Here is a 17,244-nt window from a genome sequence, read left to right as displayed (position 1 = left end):
CCAGGGCTTCCCAAACGCGCTCAATGACGGGCATCGCCTCCTGGTAAGCTAATGGCCGATTACGTTTCGATTTCGCTGGTGTCAGCGCAGGAGGGTTCGTGAGAGCGCGGATAGCATGCTTCCGATGGCACCCCAGCACCTTCACGGCGTTGTCAAGGATTGCAGATTTCTCATTTCGCGATTTCGCTCTCATGTATTGATCAGCCAAGGTACGGATTACTTCACGTCGTGTTTTCATGCTCAGTTTCAAAACACATCCCTTCGGTAACATTTCGATGTGAGTGAACCGATGCCTCTTTAGTAACATTTTAACTGAGTGATCGCGGACTCTTGACTAATGATGGAAAAAAGAGTAAAATAATTATAAAATCAAGGAAATTTGAACGGTAGCACCGTCCATTACTCGATTGTTAAATCGGGTTATTGGGCGGTGCTTTTTTTGTTCTCGTTTTCCTTGAAGGAGGGGATTGAGATTCCAATCAAATTAGTGCTGGCCGTGCAAGAGGAGGAGTATATCGAACCATTTTTGCATTATGTTCATGAGAGCGAGTTCGACCGGCGTTTGGTGGTGACTGCGTTTAGCCGGAAGGAAGCATTTGCCCAATATCTGCTGGAATCCGGCGGAGAGATCGATGCGGTGTTGGGTGACCAGATGTTCCTTGAGGCGGCAGAAGGCATGAAGCGCCCCGGGCTTTACTTCATTGAACTAGGGGAAGGCGGTGGGCCACAGCATTCGGATCGTTTGCGCGTCGACAAATATCAGTCGTTGCATCAGCTGCTTTCTGCGGTGATCGAGCTTGTTCAAGGAGCCTCAGGCAAGGAGGTGCGCATCGGCGGGCAGTCGTTGGTCATTGGGGTTTATTCAACCGTAGGAGGCTTAGGCAAAACGACGGTGGCGCTTCATTTGGCCCGACAGCTGGCGACCGAAGGGGGGAAGGTATTTTACCTGAACCTGGAGACGATTGGCAGCGAACCGCCGTTTACCGGGCAGGGCACAAAGGAGGAGAAGCCTGGTTTAGCCCGGCTGCTGTACGACTTGAAGGCGGCTGAGGATCGGCGGGAACCGCCCCGTTTTCCGATCTCCGCGTATGCCTACAGGCATCCCGTCCTGCAAGGAGATACGCTGGCCCCGCCGGATAATCTGAATGAGCTGCTGGAGATGGAGCGCAAAGATACAGTGGAGTTAATTGAGTACATTGCCGGCAGCGGTTTGTATGACTCGGTGATCGTCGATATGGATTCCTTTCCAGATGGACGTATGGATGCGGTGCTGGAACGGGCGGATCGTATTGTATGGATCGTAACGGAGGATTGGGGAGTAATGCGTAAAACCCGGGGATGGCTGACTCATCTGGAACGTACTCGGCCGAATTTTTACCGGTCGCTTCTGAAGAAAACCTGTTTTGCACTGAATCGATATACAGGCAAGCCGCTGGCTGATTTGCAGCGTCCCGAGATGAAACTGCGAGCTACGCTATCGTATATTCCAGCCTGGAGTCAGGGCAGCCGCCAAGGTGAATTGCTGCATTCGCCGCTGTATCAACGCGATATGATTCGGCTTTGCCGTGAGCTTCAGGGTGAGGAACCGTCATTCGCTGGTGCGGGAGGGATTCATGATGGAGGAAGCGGAATTTACCGCCCTGCGCAATGAAATTCGTCAGGGGCTGGATGTCACCTCTGTTCTGAACGATGACCAACTGATGGACTATATCGAGCGACGCGTTCTGGAGGATCGGAGATTAAGCGGGGCAACGGCGGCCGAGAAGCGCAAATGGGTGCGCAGGTTGTACGATTCGTTTCGCGGGCTGGATGTTCTTCAGCCGCTCGTTGAGGATCGCAGCGTCACAGAGATTATGATCAACAGTCATGAGGAAATCTTCGTCGAGCGAGAGGGGCAGGTTCAGCGGATTCCTGTCCGCTTTGAGTCCCGGGAGCGCTTGGAAGACATTATCCAGATGATCGTTTCCGGCGTTAACCGGGTAGTGAACGAATCGTCGCCAATCGTTGATGCGCGTCTGCGGGACGGGTCGCGGGTAAATATCGTACTGCCTCCCATCGCTTTAAAGGGCCCAACGATGACTATTCGCAAATTCCCGGAACGGCCGTTAACCATGGAGCAGTTGGTTGCGATTGGCTCCCTGAGCGAGGAAGCGGCGGAGCTGCTGCAGCGGCTGGTGCGAAGCAAATACAACATCTTTATCAGCGGCGGAACGGGCTCGGGGAAAACGACGTTTTTAAACGCCTTGTCCCAGTTCATCCCACCCGATGAGCGGGTGATTACGATCGAGGATTCCGCCGAGCTGCAAATCGTTACGGTCCCGAATCTCGTATCGCTCGAAACCCGGAATGCCAATACGGAAGGGAAAGGCGAAATTACCGTGCGCGAGCTAATCCGATCTTCGCTGCGGATGCGGCCCAACCGGATTATCGTTGGGGAGGTGCGCGGGGCGGAAGCGCTGGATATGCTTCAGGCCATGAACACTGGCCATGATGGCTCTCTTTCGACGGGGCATGCCAACAGCACAGCAGATATGATCAGCAGGTTGGAGACGATGGTGTTGAGTGGAGCCGAGTTGCCGCTTCCGGTTGTTCGTCAGCAGATCGCTTCGTCGATCGATGTTTTCGTTCATTTGTCGCGGTTGCGTGACCGCTCACGCCGAGTAACTGAAATTTCCGAGGTGGTTGGCCTGCGGGACGGGGAGGTGGTGCTTCAGCCGCTGTTTACGTTCCAGGAGGAAGGGGAGCAGAACGGCCGAATTGTGGGGCATTTACAGAGCAGCGGCGCTAAGTTAATCCACACGGACAAGCTGCGTATGGCTGGATTGCCGGTCGATTAATGCTGGGAAGGAGAGGGTTCATTTTGTTGCTGAAAGCGAGGTCCGGCTTGCAGCGCAGGAAGGCGGGGATAAAGCCGGCGACGACGGATCAAACAAGTCTTGCGGATTACCGGGTGTATCCTCTGTCTCCGCGTCAGCGGCTGATCTGCACGTTGGTTGGAGGAACTGCTTTCTTTACACTAGGTTACATTTTCTTCCATTCCCTCCCGCTGGCACTGTTGCTTTCGTTAAGCGGCTTATACACGCCCAAGTTCTGGAGCCGTTACCTGCTGCGCCGAAGACGGGAGAATCTGAGCCTGCATTTTAAGCAAGCGTTATACTCGCTGTCCTCTTCATTGGCCGCTGGCCGCTCCGTAGAGAACGGCTTTCGTGAGGCGATCGACGATCTAAGACTGCTGTATCCGGACGGCGATAACGATGTCATGCGGGAGTTGGTGATCATATGTGCCCGGATGGAGTACGGTCAGCCGATCGAGGAGGCGCTGCTGGATTTCAGCCGACGTGCCGCCATGGAGGATATCGACAATTTTGCCGATGTGTTTACGACCTGCAAGCGTTCCGGTGGTGATCTGGTGGAAGTGATCCGGCGGACATCGAACCTGATCGGTGAGAAGCTGGAGATCACGCAGGAGATCAGCGTGATGATTGCCCAGAAACGATTTGAAGCGAAAGCGATGTTAGCAGCACCGGTCTTGTTCTTGCTCTTTATGCAACTCACATCTCCGGACTATATGCGTCCGCTGCATCAAGGTGCCGGGTTGCTGATTTCAGGCTTGGCGTTGCTTCTATACGCAATCTGCGCCTGGCTGATGTTAAAGATCATCAATATCCGAGTGTAAAGGGGGCGTTCGTTGATTGTACCTTGTGGTTTCGGGTTTGCTGCTATTCGTGTTGAGCGGAGGCTGGCTATACGTTTACCAGAACTCTCGTCCCCTCTATCGGTGGCATACGGAAGTATCTCTAGAAGGATTAAAGCTTGTTCGCTTTTCACCGCCCATGCTGCTGCTTTTGGAGCGAATGAGGGTATCTCAGCGTTTTCCGGGTTTCTTCTTTAAGGTTCAACGTGCCGTACAGAAAATCGGCGGCAGCCGGCGCAGCCGTGAATTGACGCTGCTCTGGATGTCGGAGGCGCTCACATACGGTTATCTTTGTCTCCTGTTCGGGTGTCTGCTGACCTTGTTGGGCAACGGAGCTGCCGGCTTGGGGATCGGCGTCCTGTTTGCTGTGTTGGTGCCGATGGCGCTGTTCAATGACCTTCATCGCAAGGTACAGCGGCGGGAACAGGCGGTCCTGCTCGAGCTGCCGGAGTTGCTGAACAAAATCGTACTGCTGGTAGGTGCCGGATCAACGGTCCAGCAGGCGATAAAGCTATGCCTTGAGCGCAAGCGAGAGCAAATCGGGCATCCCCTATACCGGGAGCTGTTGCAGATGCAGAAGGAATGGGAAGGGGGGGATTCATTTCAGCAGGCGATGGAAGGATTCAGCAAACGCTGCGGCATTCAGGAAGTGTCGGCTTTTACGACGGCCGTTCTATTAAACTACCGCCGCGGCGGGGAGGATTTTGCCTTGGCTTTGCGGGACTTGTCCCATTCATTATGGGAGAAACGCAAAGCCGTCAGCAGAACGTTGGGCGAGCAAGCTTCGTCCAAGCTGGTGTTTCCGATGGTGCTGCTGTTTATGGCCGTACTGATTTTGGTTGGGGCACCGGCTTTTATGATCATGAATTTGTAATGCACACAGAGGAGGAGAAAACATGTTAACGACAATTCGCAAAGAGATGAGAAGCTTTTGGCGTAATGAAGAGGGGCTTGGAATGCTGGAAATGATCCTGATTATCGCGGTGATTGTGATTATCGCTGCGATTTTTCGCAAACAATTGAAGGCGATTATTGAGAGCTTGCTCGATAAAGCTAAGACGAAAACGGAAAACTTCATGGACGAGACGTAAGAATGAAGCTTTGGCAGGATCAACGCGGGGTTTTTACGATCGAATCTTCTTTGGTGCTTCCGTTGATTTTTTACACGGTACTGATTCTTCTGTTCTTCTGTCTTTACCTTTATCAACAGGCACTATTGGGGCAAGCGGCCATCGTTGCGGCAGAGCGAACCGCTTATACCTGGGATAACAGCTACCGGGACGGCTTAACCGGAGCCTATGTCGATGGCAAGCACGACTCCCTCTATTGGCGACTCGGGGATGATGGGTTGCTGCAAGCGATTTTTGGCGGGGACGGCGGCAGCGGAGTGGTGAAGTTGACATTGCCTGCGGGTGCAGGTGATGGAGAGGGCCAGTCGCTTCCGTTAAAGAAGCTGAATCGGACAGGGACTAAGCTGCCAGAAGGCATCGACGGGGAGATGGGCTATGATAACCGATTACTGCTGCGCAAGGTCAGTGTTGCGCTGGATCGGCTGATCCCGCTGGCTCCGTTGGAGGCCTGGATTGACGATATCCATCAGCGCAGTCGGGCTGAATCGTATGTGGTCGAGCCAACGGAATGGATCCGGACCGTTGAACTGGCGCGATATTATGGCGAGAAGTTCCGAAGCGGTACAAGTGCGGGAGGAATGGACAAGCAGGAGGCGCAAGAAGCGTTGGTACGGTTCGGAAAATAACCGGATGGAGAAGGAGGCGGAGTTGTCAGTGTTTTCACGGAATCGCTCGGAGCACGGGGCGGTCACGGTATTTTTTATCGTCATATTTGCTGCGGTGTTTGCGTTTGTTGCTCTGTTTATCGATTTCGCCCGCATGTTTGCTTTGCAAGCTCAGGTGGAGACCTTGGCGCACGCAGCTTCGAGATCGGTCCTGTCAGCATACGATCGTGAATTGGCTGAACGGTACGGGTTATTTGCATACGGGCAAACGGATGGGAATTACATCATGTCGAAGGTGCTCCAAGACCAATTCGAGCTGGTCCGGCAAAAGGAAGGATTCCCTCTGCTAAATGCGAGGTTGGATTCCTCTGCCGTCGAATTCATGCATCCGATCGGGACATATCCGATGTTCGAACAACAAATTCGCGAGCAAATGAAGTATCGGGCACCCATCGACATTACCATCGAGCTGTTGAACCGCTTTAAGCCGATGGCCGGAGTCATGAAGGAAGCCTCCAATACGGTAGATTTGCTGGGAAAGCTGCAGAAGCTTTACGACCAGAGAGAGGCCAAGCTTGATCAGCTCCTGGAACTGCAGCGACAAGCCGGCAAGACGATGGAGCCTTATGCGAAGGTGCTGTCGGGAGGCGGCGGGAGCGGCAGCCTCTCAACATTGGTCGACGCTGCAGCCGAATACCCTGAATTTGTAAGTCAAGTTGAGGCGGATGCGGGTCTGGAACCGGAGGATCGGATGTATACCGCGGAAATCAGCCGCTACCGTTCCGCAACCAGCGGGTTATTTGCTTCCTTGGATCGCACTTTGCGTATCGCAGAGCAGAGGCATGCCTCGTACCTGCCGCAGGCGAAGACGTTGCTCGATGAAGCACGGCGGATCAATGAGCAAATGCGGCAAACGATCGCGGAGGCGAAACATCGTCCGGAACAAGCGGCTTATAATGAGGTGTCCGCCGGGATAAGCACCCGCAGCGGCAACTTAGATCCGGTTGGTGAAGGCGCGGCGATCACCGAGATTCGAGGCCAAGCCGATGCTTTGCTGCTGTCCGAGGAGTTATTCGCCAGCCTGGCCTCGGATATTGATCGGCAGACAACGGCCTTCGCTGAACTCCGGAGCACGGGGAACACGCTGCAGGCCCAAAGCGGTTCCATATTATCCGCCACAGCTCCGCCCAGCTCTTTCGCTTCAAGTGTGAATAACGCTGTCAGAGCAAGTGATGCCTATCTGCGGCAATTTGTTACCCCCGGTTCAGACAATGTTTTGGAAGCCAGTACCCGAAAATTGGATGCCCATCGTTCCTCTGACAAGGAGCGGAAGGCTACCGAAAAGGCGGCAAGTGCCACGCTGAAGGATGCAGCCAGTTGGATCCGCAAAATTGAACTACTTAAAAGCGGATTAAGTGAACATCAAGCGAAATTTGATTTGCTCAAGGAGAAGATGGAAGCGAACCGTTCGTTGAACCGTTCCGTTGCCGGCGAGGAGGCGGGGGCTACGAGCGTAAACGATGATCCAAGTGAGGCAGGACGCGCCTCCATGGGGATGATGGACAATATCTATGGCGGATTAGCAAGCCTGATGGGCGGCATGTCGGACAACGTTTATCAAACGGAATACGTTGCGAGTTATTTTCATTTCCTGGATGTCAGTGTCTTAAATGGTTTGTTCGAGGGCAAAAACCAAGCTGATGCGCTGGAAGCGATTCGCGGCCAGCTGGCACCGGAGAGCCAAGAGGTTGAGTATATTCTGTACGGCGCGCACCATCCGGCGGGGAATATCGCTGCAGCGTTTGGTGAGATTTTTGCCATGCGGCTGGCAATTCGGACGATGGAGGGCTTGGTGAAAAATGCGGCTAAAGGCAACCCGCTGTTGGTGTTTGCCGCAGCCTTGTTGTACGGAGCACAACATGCGCTGCAGGACATGATTTCTTTAACCCGGGACGGAAAGATTCAACTAAGCGACTATCTGAAAGTCGATTTGACCTACCGGGATCATCTCAGATTATTTCTGCTGCTGCATGGGCGCAGTGAGCAACGATTGTCACGGATGTTGGCCATGATCGCGCTGAATACCGGAGTGGATCCAGCGGAACGGTCTACTTATGTCAAGGGCAACGTGACCGTGGCGATGCCGCTATGGTTCTTGCCGGGAGTAAGCAAAGCGCTGGGGAAGGTCGGCATACTCAAAGGACATGTGGAAGGAAGCCAGTATTATGTGGCCAAGCAAGCGGACTTTTCGTATTAACGGAACGATGAGGTGCGGCTTCCGGAAGGAATTGTCGAAAGGAAGCATCACTCTGGAAGCTGCCTTGGTCGCTCCGGTATTTGTACTGGTTGTCTTTTGGTTTGTGTTCCTCGTCCATATGACGCTGCTTTACGGGCAGCTGCATCTGGCCGCAGCCAATGCGGTAAAACAGATCTCTGCTCATATTTATCCAGTGGCGCTCGCCGTACAGGCTCAGCATACCGAGGGGCAAGGAGGGCAATCTCCAACCGCCAATCCGGAGAACGAGAATTCGGGAACTTCTTCGACTGGGGGAATTGGTAACCCTGAGAGTACATCGGGAAGTGATTCGTTTTCCTGGCAGATGCCATCTCTGTCGCTGGAGGAATGGGCGCAGCAATATGCGTCCAACTTGCCGCCGCCGCTGTCGACATGGGTAATCGACGCTGCCCGTAAAGGTGATCAACCGCTGCAGGAGCTTAAAACGAAAGTGTCTGAGGCTGTATTAGATCCGTTGATCAAGCCGATGTTGCGTCCTTTTCTTCTCGGTACCCTCCTGGAGGAAGAACGTCTGCATGTGATCCGCGTTACGGTTCCGAACTTAAAGACGGGGAAGCAGCCGTACTTTGGTCTTGAGTTAAGTTATGAGCTGCCTCTGAAGGTACCGCTTATCGGTCGGCAGCTGGTGTTGCAGACGAGGGCGGAGGAGCGGCTGTGGATCGGGGATACCGGAGAGCTGGAATCGGGAGACGGAAGCGGTGAAGAGACGGGGCAAGCAGCAGTCGTGATTGCCAAGCCTGACCCGGCATATGCTGGACGCCGGGCGACGGTTCTAGCTAAGGTTGCTCCGGGATCAACAGCCAAGCTGACCGTGTATTACAAGAGCGGGGTCAGCCAAGCGAAATATTTAGGTGAAGCAACGGCGGATGATCAAGGACAAATCAGCTGGACTTGGCTGGTCGGAGGAAACACCACGCCGGGGACGTGGAGTTTCGTAATTGAAACGGAGGAAGGCGTACATACGACGGCCACGTTCGAGGTGGTCAGCCCGCGTTCACAATAGGAGAAGGGAGTGGAGAACGGATGATTGAGCTCTGGGGCTGTTTGCTGATGCTGCTTGCAGCCTTCGTAACGGATTTAAGATCGATGAAAATTCCTAACGTGATTACGGTTACGGGCATTTTTACCGGACTGTCTTATCACCTGTTAACGTATGGGTGGAGAGGCGCTTGGTTTTCAGCGGCTGGGGCGGCCGTTGGATTTGGACTGATGTTTGTTCTGTATTTGCTTCGAGCTGTTGGTGGCGGCGATGTTAAGCTGTTTGCAGGAATTGGGGCCTGGACGGGAATGGCTTTAACTTTATCGACGATGATGTACTCGATTCTAACCGCCGGCTGCATCGGTCTGATTCTTTTGATTTGGCGGCGGGAGACCGGGTATCGTCTGCGTCGGATCGCCAGCAGTCTCCTCGGGGCAGCGGTATTGCGCAGCCCAGCTCCAATCCAAGCGGTCGCCAAACAGCAACTTCAGTTTCCGTTTATGCTGGCTGTGGTACCGGGGGTACTACTGGCGATTTACTATATGTAACGTATGGGGAGGGATGGAACATGCCGGAGTTGGTTACTGATTTTGTCCGGGATGGCGGTACCTACATGATCCTGCAGGCGAAGGAGGGGCTGAGGCCGGAAGATCTGAACCGGGTTCAACGGTCTATGCTGGCCGCGGTAACCGTACCGAATTTGCTGCGGCTTGATATTCGCGAAATCGATTATCAAATCAGCCTGCATTATGATATCACCGGAAAAAGAATGCTCTCCCAGTGTCTTCGCAGCGACAAGATCAGTATGCCGGAGTTTTATGGTTTACTGCTCCAAGTGGTGGCTGTACTGGAGGACAGCAAGCGGTATATGCTGTCGCCATCCGGCTTCTTATTGGATGAGACGCATATTTTTGTGGAGGAGCCGTTGTCCAGCGGGGCGATGTATTTTACCTATATCCCTTGGAAGGAAGCGCCGCCCGGTCTCCCGTTGTCTCAGTCACTGCTATCGCTGATTACCCGGATGCTCACCTGCGTCTCCCGGGTTGAGGGGGATGGGATTCCGCAGTTGGTCCGGTTATGCGGAGATGAGCTTTTTTCGCTAGGGGAACTGAAAAAAATGCTGCTCCATTTATTGTCGGAGGAACCGAGTGCCAAGTCCATAAGCGGTGAGAGGGTTGGAGAGAGGAAACTTATTCTCAACGAGCCGTCGCCAAGAATGGCTCCCACTCCAGCACTCTCATCCTCCCGTTCTGCCGTCGTTAAGGAATATGTTCCTATTGGCGATCAAGCTGAATCGGGAACATGGGCCGGAGTTGCAGCATCCACTGGATCGGCTGTGCCAATTGCATCAGATAAATCAACCACGACCCAATCGTCTAAATTGTCTGGGGCGACTGCCCATGATTCAACTGATGCAAATGCAATCAGAGAAACGTGGCCGGGTCTCGAGGATGAAGCAATGGCAACAGGTGTGACGCGAATTAAACCAACCTACCTTGTCCTCGGGCTCCTTCTTGTCGATGCTTTGGGTTGGAAGTTCCTCTATCTCGATCGTCCTGGAACATTAGGGTTAGCGCTTGGCGCTTTGCTTACCGTAATGTTAGGGGTTACAGGGGTTGTGTTGTGGCGTAAGTTTTGCAGCAGTTCGGTCAGCCAGGAAGAAGAAGAGGTAGGCGATGTTCTGGAGGAATCTCTTGGGTCGCTTGGAACGTTACAACCCTTGGGTTTCACGAACGAACGGGAATTTGACTCCTCTTTCTTTGGCGAACATGCCGCAATATCGGCACGTTCTGATTCTGCGGCGAAGGTCTCGATGGAGGCATTTGTTCCTCGGTCAGGCCTTCCAGACATGAGGGTGGAGCCCTCCGGCTCGGCTATGCCTGAACCGGAATCCGAAGCAAGCTTATCACCGCCTACGGTCCTGCTGAGTCGGTCTGCTCTGGCAGGCCAGGACAACCCGGCCCGTGAACGCATTCCGCGTTACTATTTGGAGCGGTACGAGTCTGACGGCGGAACGGCGGAGCGCATTCCCCTGACGCCGGGCAGTTTCGTGATTGGCCGCTCGGAAGACATAGCACAATATGTGGAGAATACATCCGGTGTCTCCCGTGCGCATGTGGAAATCTTAGTGACACCGCAGGGCTGTACCTTAAAGGATCTTGGCTCAACCAATGGGACTTACCTCAACGGAGAAAATGTGGCGCCTTATAAAGAATACCCTTTGCAGAATGATGACGTGTTCATGTTGGCGGAAACGAGGTTTAAGTTTGGGGTGGAAGCAGCCTAAACTCAAATTTGAAATGACCGTAGATTCTCACCGGAAAAGCGAGTATAATGAACGAGAATTATTCTCAATTACAAGGTACATACATAGTTTGCTGGAAAACTGATTAAAGGATGGTTCTCGACATGTCTGCATTAACCCAATCTTCTAAACCTCGCTTGCGCTCCCGCCCTTTGGCGGCAACGTTCATTCTGATCGGCGGCGCGGCGTTGCTGCTATTTGCGATCAGTCTCTCGATTTCCGTCGGGGCGGCGGACATTAAACTCGCGACCGTCTGGGATGCGTTGTTCCACTTTCAAGCGGAACAAACCCAGCATCAAATTATTGTGGAGCTGCGTCTCCCACGCGCTTTAGCCGCAGCTTTGATCGGGACGGCGCTGGCGGTAGCCGGTGCGATTATGCAGGGGATGACCCGCAACCCGATGGCCGATTCGGGCTTGCTGGGGCTGAACTCCGGCGCGGGCTTGGCGCTGGCCATTTGCTTCGCATTGATGCCGGGCACGCCGTTCCTGTTGACGATGCTGTATTCGTTTATCGGGGCCGGTCTAGGTGCTGGGCTCGTCTTTGGCATTGGCTCCTTGACCAAAGGCGGCTTGTCCCCGGTTCGACTGACCTTGGCCGGTGCCGCCGTCAGCATGCTGCTGACCGCGATCAGCGAAGGGATCGCCATCTACTTTAAGATCGGACAGGATCTTGCCTTCTGGTATGCTGGTGCGATTGCCGGGGCCAACTGGCTGCAAATCAAGATGGTATCGCCCTGGGTCTTCGCAGGTTTGCTATGCGCCTTGCTGCTGTCAAGATCGATAACCCTGCTGAGCCTTGGCGAAGAGGTAGCGACCGGTTTGGGGCAAAGAACCGGCTTAATCAAAGTGCTGGGCATGATCATCGTCTTGGTCCTTGCCGGAAGCGCCGTTTCGATCGTCGGCGCGATTGGTTTTGTAGGACTGATGGTACCGCACATCGCCCGTTTTCTCGTGGGCGTCGATTACCGCTGGGTGATCCCTTCCTCGGCGCTGCTTGGCAGCTTGCTGATGGTGTTTGCAGATATTTTGGCACGATTGGTTCATCCGCCGCATGAAACGCCAATCGGCGCGCTTATCGCTGTCATCGGGGTACCGTTCTTCCTCTACCTTGCCATGAAGCAGAAGGGGGGATTGGAATGAACCGGATCGAAGCTCCTTTACACTTGCGGCAGAAAGCCCGTAAAGCTTATATCGTCATGACCGTATTTGCGCTGCTGATTATCGCGGTGTTCATTTTTAGCATGAATACCGGGTATATCCGGCTGTCGCCAATGGATGTATTTAAGACCTTAGTTGGGATGGGGACGGATAAACAAGAGCTGATCCTCTACGAATTTCGGTTGCCGCGAATCGTCATTTCCGTGCTGATCGGGATGGGGATGGCCGTAGCAGGTTGTATCTTCCAGGGGATATCCCGTAACCCGTTGGCGGATCCCGGCGTGCTGGGGATTAATGCTGGCGCGGGCCTTGCGGTCACGCTGTTTATTTCATTTTATCCGACGACGGCTAGTGCGCCCGTCTATTTAATGCCGGTCTTGGCGTTCCTCGGATCGGCTGGGGCAGCCACATTAATTTACGTGCTCTCGTTCAAAAAAAATTACGGGCTGCTCCCGATCCGGATGGTGCTGGTCGGGATCGCGGTCGCAGCCGGCATCAACGCGGCGATGATCGTGCTGCAGCTGCGACTGCGTCCAGAGAACTTCCAAATGCTGCAGATCTGGTTGGTCGGCAGCATCTGGGGGACGTCCTGGAAGTACGTGCTGGCGCTGTTGCCTTGGCTGATCGTATTGCTGCCCTATGTGTTCTCGAAGTCCCGCTCGCTGAACGTGCTGAACCTGGGGGATCAAACCGCTACAGGCCTTGGCACTTCGCTGGAGCGCTCCCGTTTGGGGCTGCTGGCGGCAGCTGTCGGTTTAACCGGCTCCTGCGTTGCGGTTGGCGGCGGCATCTCCTTCGTGGGGCTGATTGCACCGCACTTGGCCCGCCGACTGGTTGGGCCCAAGCATGAGTATTTGCTCCCGGCCTCTGCGCTGGCCGGCGGCTTGCTGGTGATCCTCGGCGACACGCTGGGCCGATGGGTGCTGCAGCCGGCCGAGATCCCAACGGGCATTGTGGTGGCCATCATCGGTGCACCGTATTTCTTGTACTTGTTATCGAAGTCTCGAATTTAATCGAGAGGCAAGATCACGAAAGGCCCGGAGAACTGGATATTCCAGTCTTCCGGGCCCTTTTTACTTCAAATCGGCGACGGCCGATTCCAGGTCAGGGAAATCGAAGGTGAATCCCTCAGCTAACAGCGCTTGGGGAACGACCTTCTGCCCTTCAAGCAGCAGCATGGACATCTCGCCTAATGCTGCTCGTAGCACCGATGCCGGGAGCGGCAGCCAGAAGGGACGGTGATGTACGCGGCAGACCGTCCGCCCGAATTCCTGGTTCGTCACCGGATGTGGACTTACCGCGTTCACCGCCCCGTGAATGGACGGAAGGGCAGCGCAATAATCGATCAGCCTCACCATGTCCCGCAGGTGAATCCACGGGACCCACTGTTTGCCGCTGCCGAGGTTGCCTCCAACGCCAAGCAGATAGGGCAGACGCATCAAAGGGTAAGCCCCGCCGTTTCGCCCCAGCACGACTCCGGTCCGCAGCTTCACGAGGCGAACGCCATGGAACTCATAGTCCGCCGTCTCTTCCCAGGCTGCAGTTACCTCGGCGAGAAAATCGGAAGGCGGCGATGGGATTGCGGCGCTCTCGTCAAACGTTTCGGTGAACGAGGTGCCGTAGATGCCGACCGCGGAGCCTTGTACGACGACTTCGGGCTTGCGCTTCATCCGCGTGACGGCGCGTGCTGCCGCCCGGGTAGACTCCAGGCGAGATTCCAAGATCCGCTGTTTCGCCTGTTGCGACCAGCGCTGGCTTAGCGTAGCTCCGGCCAGATTGACGATCACGGAGGCGCCCTCCAACAACGAGGAGGTGTGCTCAACCTCAGCCCATGTTACAGAGGTCAGCCTCTCATTCCTATAGGCGGTCTCTCGCAGCCAACGATTTCCCTTAACCGCTCCCCGTGTGACGACGATAACCTCCTGTCCAAGGTCCAGCCAATATTCAGCTAACGCCCGGCCGATAAACCCCGATCCCCCGAAAATGACCGCTTTCATTCGACGAATCCTCCTTCATGCAAAAACATCCAGCAACCTAGTCAAGACAAGGTGCCGGATGTGATTTTGCGGGGTAGACGTTACTTGTTCATTAAATGTTGGTAAGGGCGATAATCGATCTGATTCTTCTCCAAAAACTTGACGAGGAACTTGTTATCCCGTTTTGGCGTCGCGATGATATAACCTCGGATGCAGTGCTCCTGTGTAACCTCAGGGGCGTTCTCCTGCACCGCGATTTTACCGATCTCGGCAGCAATCGAATGCTTGGCGATATCCCGGAACGGCCCGGGAACCGGTTCAACCAACCGATCGAGGAACGACTTGGCCTCGTCGGTCCAGAGATGACGGCTCTTCTCCACCCAATAGTTCTGCCAGTCCAGCTTCGACATGCCGTCGGCCTTCGGGAGCACCTTCAGGAATTTGCGGAACATAAAATATCCGCCAATCGCCATCATGCCGAGCAGCACGAAGCCCCAAAACGCAATGCTGTTCATAAACCAGCGGTTAGGGACTTGGGCGCTTAATATGTAACCGAACGTTTGCAGCACATTTATCACCTCAGAACGGATTTCGCTTTTCGCGAAAGATTCAGCTATTATGAAATAGTAGGAATTAAATCTTTTTAAATCGAAGATAATCAGCTAAATTATACCTTATTTCTTTATTTATTTCAGCATTCAAGCTAAAATAGGTTTGTTTAGCGATTTATTGTCCAAAAGGGGGAAAACACTTTGTTGAAAATTGGTTCCCATGTTTCGTTCTCGGACAAGGGTCTGCCCAGCGCTACGGCCGAGGCGGTAAGCTACGGCTCCAGCTCGTTCATGATATACACGGGGGCACCGCAAAACACGCGGCGTAAACCGATTGAATCGATGAATATTGAAGAAGGCAAAGCGGCGATGGAGCAAGCCGGAATCGGCGAAATCGTCGTCCATGCGCCTTATATTATCAACTTAGGTTCTTATAAATCGAACACCTATCAGCTGGCAGTTGACTTCCTGCAGGAGGAAATCCGCCGGACGCATGCGCTGGGTGTACGTAATATTGTGCTTCATCCCGGCGCTTTTACGGACAAGGATGCCGAGTACGGAGTGAACCGCATTGCTGAGGGATTAAACGAAGTTCTAAACGGCACGAACGAAACGGATGTGTGCATCGCCCTGGAAACGATGGCCGGCAAAGGCACCGAGGTTGGCCGGAGCTTCGAAGAGATTGCGCAGATCATTGATAAAGTTCAACACAATGAGCGGTTAACGATCTGCCTCGATACCTGCCACATCCATGACGCAGGATACGATATTGTCAACGATTTGGACGGGGTATTGAAGAAGTTCGATGACACGATTGGACTAAAGCGGATTGAAGTCGTGCATATCAATGACAGCAAAAATCCGGTAGGCGCGGCCAAAGACCGTCATACGCCGATCGGCTCCGGCTGGATCGGATTCGAAGCGATCAACCGCGTTGTGCACCATGAGGCGCTGCAAGGCCGGCCGTTCATTCTGGAGACACCTTGGGTCGGGAAGGATGCGAAGACGCAACGCCCGATGTACGAGGTTGAAATCGCTCTGCTGCGCGGAAACGTTGCCGAACGGTTTGGCGATGGCTTCCTGAACGATGTGGAGCGGTTGGCTGACTTCTTCGCCAAGCAGGACATCCATTCGCGTTCCTATGTGTTAGACACGTGGAATTTGCTCAAAAATGACGCCAAAGCGAAAAAAGCGGACCCGCGTGAACCGATGGAGCGCCTGTACGACCTCACCGTCGAAGCCAGCTTGTTCCCGGATTTGACGGAAGAACAGATCAACCATCGCCTGGTGGCCTGGTTCGCCAGCGGTAAATAAAATATAGATAACACAAGAAGCAAGGGGATCAGAAGAACAATGGATACACATGTCAAAACGGGCGGACAACCCGTGAAGCTTCATGAAAGCAATCGCGCACGCATGCTGATTTCCTGTCCGGACGGACCAGGGATCGTTGCGGCCGTATCCCGCTTCCTGTATGAGCATGGAGCGAATATCGTGCAATCGGACCAATATACGATGGACCCCGAGGGCGGGATGTTTTTTATGCGGATCGAGTTTGATTTGGACGGATTGGACGGGCGGATCGATGCGCTCAAGAGCGATTTTGAAGCAATCGCTTCGCAGTTTAAGATGCAATGGAACATCTATCAGCTCAGCCGCAAGAAGAAGCTGGCCATCTTCGTATCGAAGGAGGATCATTGCCTCGTTGAGCTGCTCTGGCAGTGGCAGGCCGGCGACCTGGACGCTGAAATCTCCATGGTGGTGAGCAACCATCCGGATATGAAGGAGTACGTCGAGTCGTTTGGGATTCCGTATTACCATATCCCTGTAACGCCGGAAACCAAACACGAAGCGGAGCAAAAGCAACTTGAGATCGTTGGCGGCAAAGTTGACCTGATCGTGTTGGCAAGATACATGCAAATTCTCTCTCCGGCCTTGATCGAGCCGTATCGCAATCGTCTTATCAATATCCATCATTCGTTCTTGCCCGCATTTGTCGGCGGGAAACCGTATGCCCAGGCGTATCAGCGCGGGGTGAAGATCATCGGTGCGACCGCGCACTACGTGACCGAGGAGCTGGACGGCGGACCAATCATTGAGCAAGACGTGCAGCGTGTCAGCCACCGGGACGATGTCAGCGAGCTGAAACGTATCGGCCGCACCATCGAACGGGTTGTATTGGCTCGGGCAGTGAAATGGCATATCGAAGACCGAATTTTGGTGCATCAAAACAAAACGGTAGTGTTTAACTAACTCGCTGTGCAATTTCCACCAAAAATGAAGCTGGCCACCCAGACGAATCGTCAGGGTGGCCGGTTTTTTTGGGCAATGATTAGGCTCCCCGGTAGGCAATCCCGTCGACCCGAGAAATACTCAGTCACCGGCAGCAACGGCGGATGAGTAACTATAGAACTTACGTTCCTGTGCCGCAATGACTTTTTTGAAAATCAGCCGGCATCATCACAAAAAATATCATTCGTGTAAGAAGGTTTGGGAATAATGGAATAATGGTATGGAAAAGGCGAGAAGGAAGTGCTACAATAGATAA

At 53.9% G+C, this 17,244-nt stretch carries 16 protein-coding genes and 1 pseudogene; 14 read left to right on the top strand and 3 right to left on the bottom strand.

Annotation, left to right across the window (positions count from 1 at the left end; translation table 11 throughout):
• Positions 1-238, bottom strand: a pseudogene (locus tag M891_RS25885) (DDE-type integrase/transposase/recombinase); the annotation flags it as partial.
• Positions 239-430: 192 nt separating this feature from the next.
• Here M891_RS25885 and M891_RS0117650 point away from each other — a divergent pair.
• The 12 genes from M891_RS0117650 (at position 431) to M891_RS0117595 (ending at position 13,182) form a co-directional block, all read left to right on the top strand.
• Positions 431-1,651: a nucleotide-binding protein gene (locus M891_RS0117650; RefSeq protein WP_232228372.1), complete on the top strand. Its 1,221-nt coding sequence runs from the start codon at positions 431-433 to the stop codon at positions 1,649-1,651.
• Positions 1,617-2,837: a CpaF family protein gene (locus M891_RS0117645; RefSeq protein WP_028539752.1), complete on the top strand. Its 1,221-nt coding sequence runs from the start codon at positions 1,617-1,619 to the stop codon at positions 2,835-2,837. Before M891_RS0117650 ends, M891_RS0117645 begins: the two co-directional genes overlap by 35 nt.
• A 23-nt stretch (positions 2,838-2,860) precedes the next feature.
• Positions 2,861-3,676 carry a type II secretion system F family protein gene (locus tag M891_RS0117640; RefSeq protein ID WP_028539751.1) on the top strand — a complete coding sequence of 272 codons (816 nt, stop codon included), beginning with the start codon at positions 2,861-2,863 and terminating at the stop codon, positions 3,674-3,676.
• Between the two features lie 16 nt (positions 3,677-3,692).
• Entirely contained in the window at positions 3,693-4,568 is an 876-nt protein-coding gene (locus M891_RS0117635) for a type II secretion system F family protein (protein ID WP_028539750.1), read from the top strand.
• A gap of 22 nt (positions 4,569-4,590) precedes the next feature.
• A complete protein-coding gene (locus tag M891_RS0117630) occupies positions 4,591-4,785 on the top strand; it encodes a Flp1 family type IVb pilin (protein ID WP_016313096.1) in 195 nt (64 codons plus the stop codon).
• A gap of 2 nt (positions 4,786-4,787) precedes the next feature.
• Positions 4,788-5,450: a TadE/TadG family type IV pilus assembly protein gene (locus M891_RS0117625; RefSeq protein ID WP_028539749.1), complete on the top strand. Its 663-nt coding sequence runs from the start codon at positions 4,788-4,790 to the stop codon at positions 5,448-5,450.
• Positions 5,365-7,686 carry a TadE/TadG family type IV pilus assembly protein gene (locus tag M891_RS0117620; protein WP_232228371.1) on the top strand — a complete coding sequence of 774 codons (2,322 nt, stop codon included), beginning with the start codon at positions 5,365-5,367 and terminating at the stop codon, positions 7,684-7,686. The genes M891_RS0117625 and M891_RS0117620 overlap by 86 nt, the downstream gene beginning before the upstream one ends.
• Positions 7,655-8,728 (top strand): hypothetical protein, encoded by a 1,074-nt coding sequence (locus M891_RS0117615; protein ID WP_028539747.1) that lies wholly within the window; start codon positions 7,655-7,657, stop codon positions 8,726-8,728. Before M891_RS0117620 ends, M891_RS0117615 begins: the two co-directional genes overlap by 32 nt.
• A gap of 20 nt (positions 8,729-8,748) precedes the next feature.
• Positions 8,749-9,252, top strand: a complete 504-nt coding sequence (locus tag M891_RS0117610; RefSeq protein WP_028539746.1) for an A24 family peptidase — start codon at positions 8,749-8,751, stop codon at positions 9,250-9,252.
• 20 nt (positions 9,253-9,272) lie between these two features.
• The gene (locus tag M891_RS0117605; RefSeq protein ID WP_028539745.1) at positions 9,273-10,991 is read left to right on the top strand and encodes a DUF6382 domain-containing protein; all 1,719 of its coding nucleotides are present in this window, start codon (positions 9,273-9,275) and stop codon (positions 10,989-10,991) included.
• Positions 10,992-11,113: 122 nt separating this feature from the next.
• Positions 11,114-12,151, top strand: coding sequence for a FecCD family ABC transporter permease (locus tag M891_RS0117600; RefSeq protein WP_232228370.1), 1,038 nt, complete (start codon positions 11,114-11,116; stop codon positions 12,149-12,151).
• Entirely contained in the window at positions 12,148-13,182 is a 1,035-nt protein-coding gene (locus M891_RS0117595) for a FecCD family ABC transporter permease (RefSeq protein WP_028539743.1), read from the top strand. Before M891_RS0117600 ends, M891_RS0117595 begins: the two co-directional genes overlap by 4 nt.
• A gap of 60 nt (positions 13,183-13,242) precedes the next feature.
• On the opposite strand, the gene M891_RS0117590 is transcribed toward M891_RS0117595, so the two are convergent.
• Entirely contained in the window at positions 13,243-14,166 is a 924-nt protein-coding gene (locus M891_RS0117590) for a TIGR01777 family oxidoreductase (RefSeq protein WP_028539742.1), read from the bottom strand.
• Positions 14,167-14,246: 80 nt separating this feature from the next.
• Positions 14,247-14,660 (bottom strand): DUF2621 domain-containing protein, encoded by a 414-nt coding sequence (locus M891_RS0117585; RefSeq protein WP_217808300.1) that lies wholly within the window; start codon positions 14,658-14,660, stop codon positions 14,247-14,249.
• Between the two features lie 237 nt (positions 14,661-14,897).
• Between M891_RS0117585 and M891_RS0117580 the strand changes: the two genes are divergently transcribed.
• Positions 14,898-16,010 (top strand): deoxyribonuclease IV, encoded by a 1,113-nt coding sequence (locus M891_RS0117580; RefSeq protein ID WP_016313086.1) that lies wholly within the window; start codon positions 14,898-14,900, stop codon positions 16,008-16,010.
• A gap of 39 nt (positions 16,011-16,049) precedes the next feature.
• Positions 16,050-16,949 (top strand): formyltetrahydrofolate deformylase, encoded by a 900-nt coding sequence (gene purU / locus M891_RS0117575; protein ID WP_028539740.1) that lies wholly within the window; start codon positions 16,050-16,052, stop codon positions 16,947-16,949.
• Positions 16,950-17,244: the final 295 nt, after the last annotated feature.

Origin of the sequence: Paenibacillus sp. J14, from assembly GCF_000518465.1 — a bacterium.
Classification (GTDB): Bacteria; Bacillota; Bacilli; order Paenibacillales; family Paenibacillaceae; genus Fontibacillus; species Fontibacillus barengoltzii.
The sequence above is the reverse complement of the archived record's forward strand: the minus strand, read 5'-3'. Positions and strand labels throughout refer to the sequence as shown.

Bases quoted from the DNA above. Each gene is read 5' to 3' on its own strand.
- M891_RS0117645 (WP_028539752.1), top strand. From the start codon at position 1,617: ATGGAGGAAGCGGAATTTACCGCCCTGCGCAATGAAATTCGTCAGGGG.
- M891_RS0117630 (WP_016313096.1), top strand. From the start codon at position 4,591: ATGTTAACGACAATTCGCAAAGAGATGAGAAGCTTTTGGCGTAATGAA.
- M891_RS0117625 (WP_028539749.1), top strand. From the start codon at position 4,788: ATGAAGCTTTGGCAGGATCAACGCGGGGTTTTTACGATCGAATCTTCT.
- M891_RS0117620 (WP_232228371.1), top strand. From the start codon at position 5,365: ATGGCGAGAAGTTCCGAAGCGGTACAAGTGCGGGAGGAATGGACAAGC.
- M891_RS0117615 (WP_028539747.1), top strand. From the start codon at position 7,655: ATGTGGCCAAGCAAGCGGACTTTTCGTATTAACGGAACGATGAGGTGC.
- M891_RS0117610 (WP_028539746.1), top strand. From the start codon at position 8,749: ATGATTGAGCTCTGGGGCTGTTTGCTGATGCTGCTTGCAGCCTTCGTA.
- M891_RS0117605 (WP_028539745.1), top strand. From the start codon at position 9,273: ATGCCGGAGTTGGTTACTGATTTTGTCCGGGATGGCGGTACCTACATG.
- M891_RS0117600 (WP_232228370.1), top strand. From the start codon at position 11,114: ATGTCTGCATTAACCCAATCTTCTAAACCTCGCTTGCGCTCCCGCCCT.
- M891_RS0117595 (WP_028539743.1), top strand. From the start codon at position 12,148: ATGAACCGGATCGAAGCTCCTTTACACTTGCGGCAGAAAGCCCGTAAA.
- M891_RS0117590 (WP_028539742.1), bottom strand. From the start codon at position 14,166: ATGAAAGCGGTCATTTTCGGGGGATCGGGGTTTATCGGCCGGGCGTTA.
- M891_RS0117585 (WP_217808300.1), bottom strand. From the start codon at position 14,660: ATGAACAGCATTGCGTTTTGGGGCTTCGTGCTGCTCGGCATGATGGCG.
- purU (WP_028539740.1), top strand. From the start codon at position 16,050: ATGGATACACATGTCAAAACGGGCGGACAACCCGTGAAGCTTCATGAA.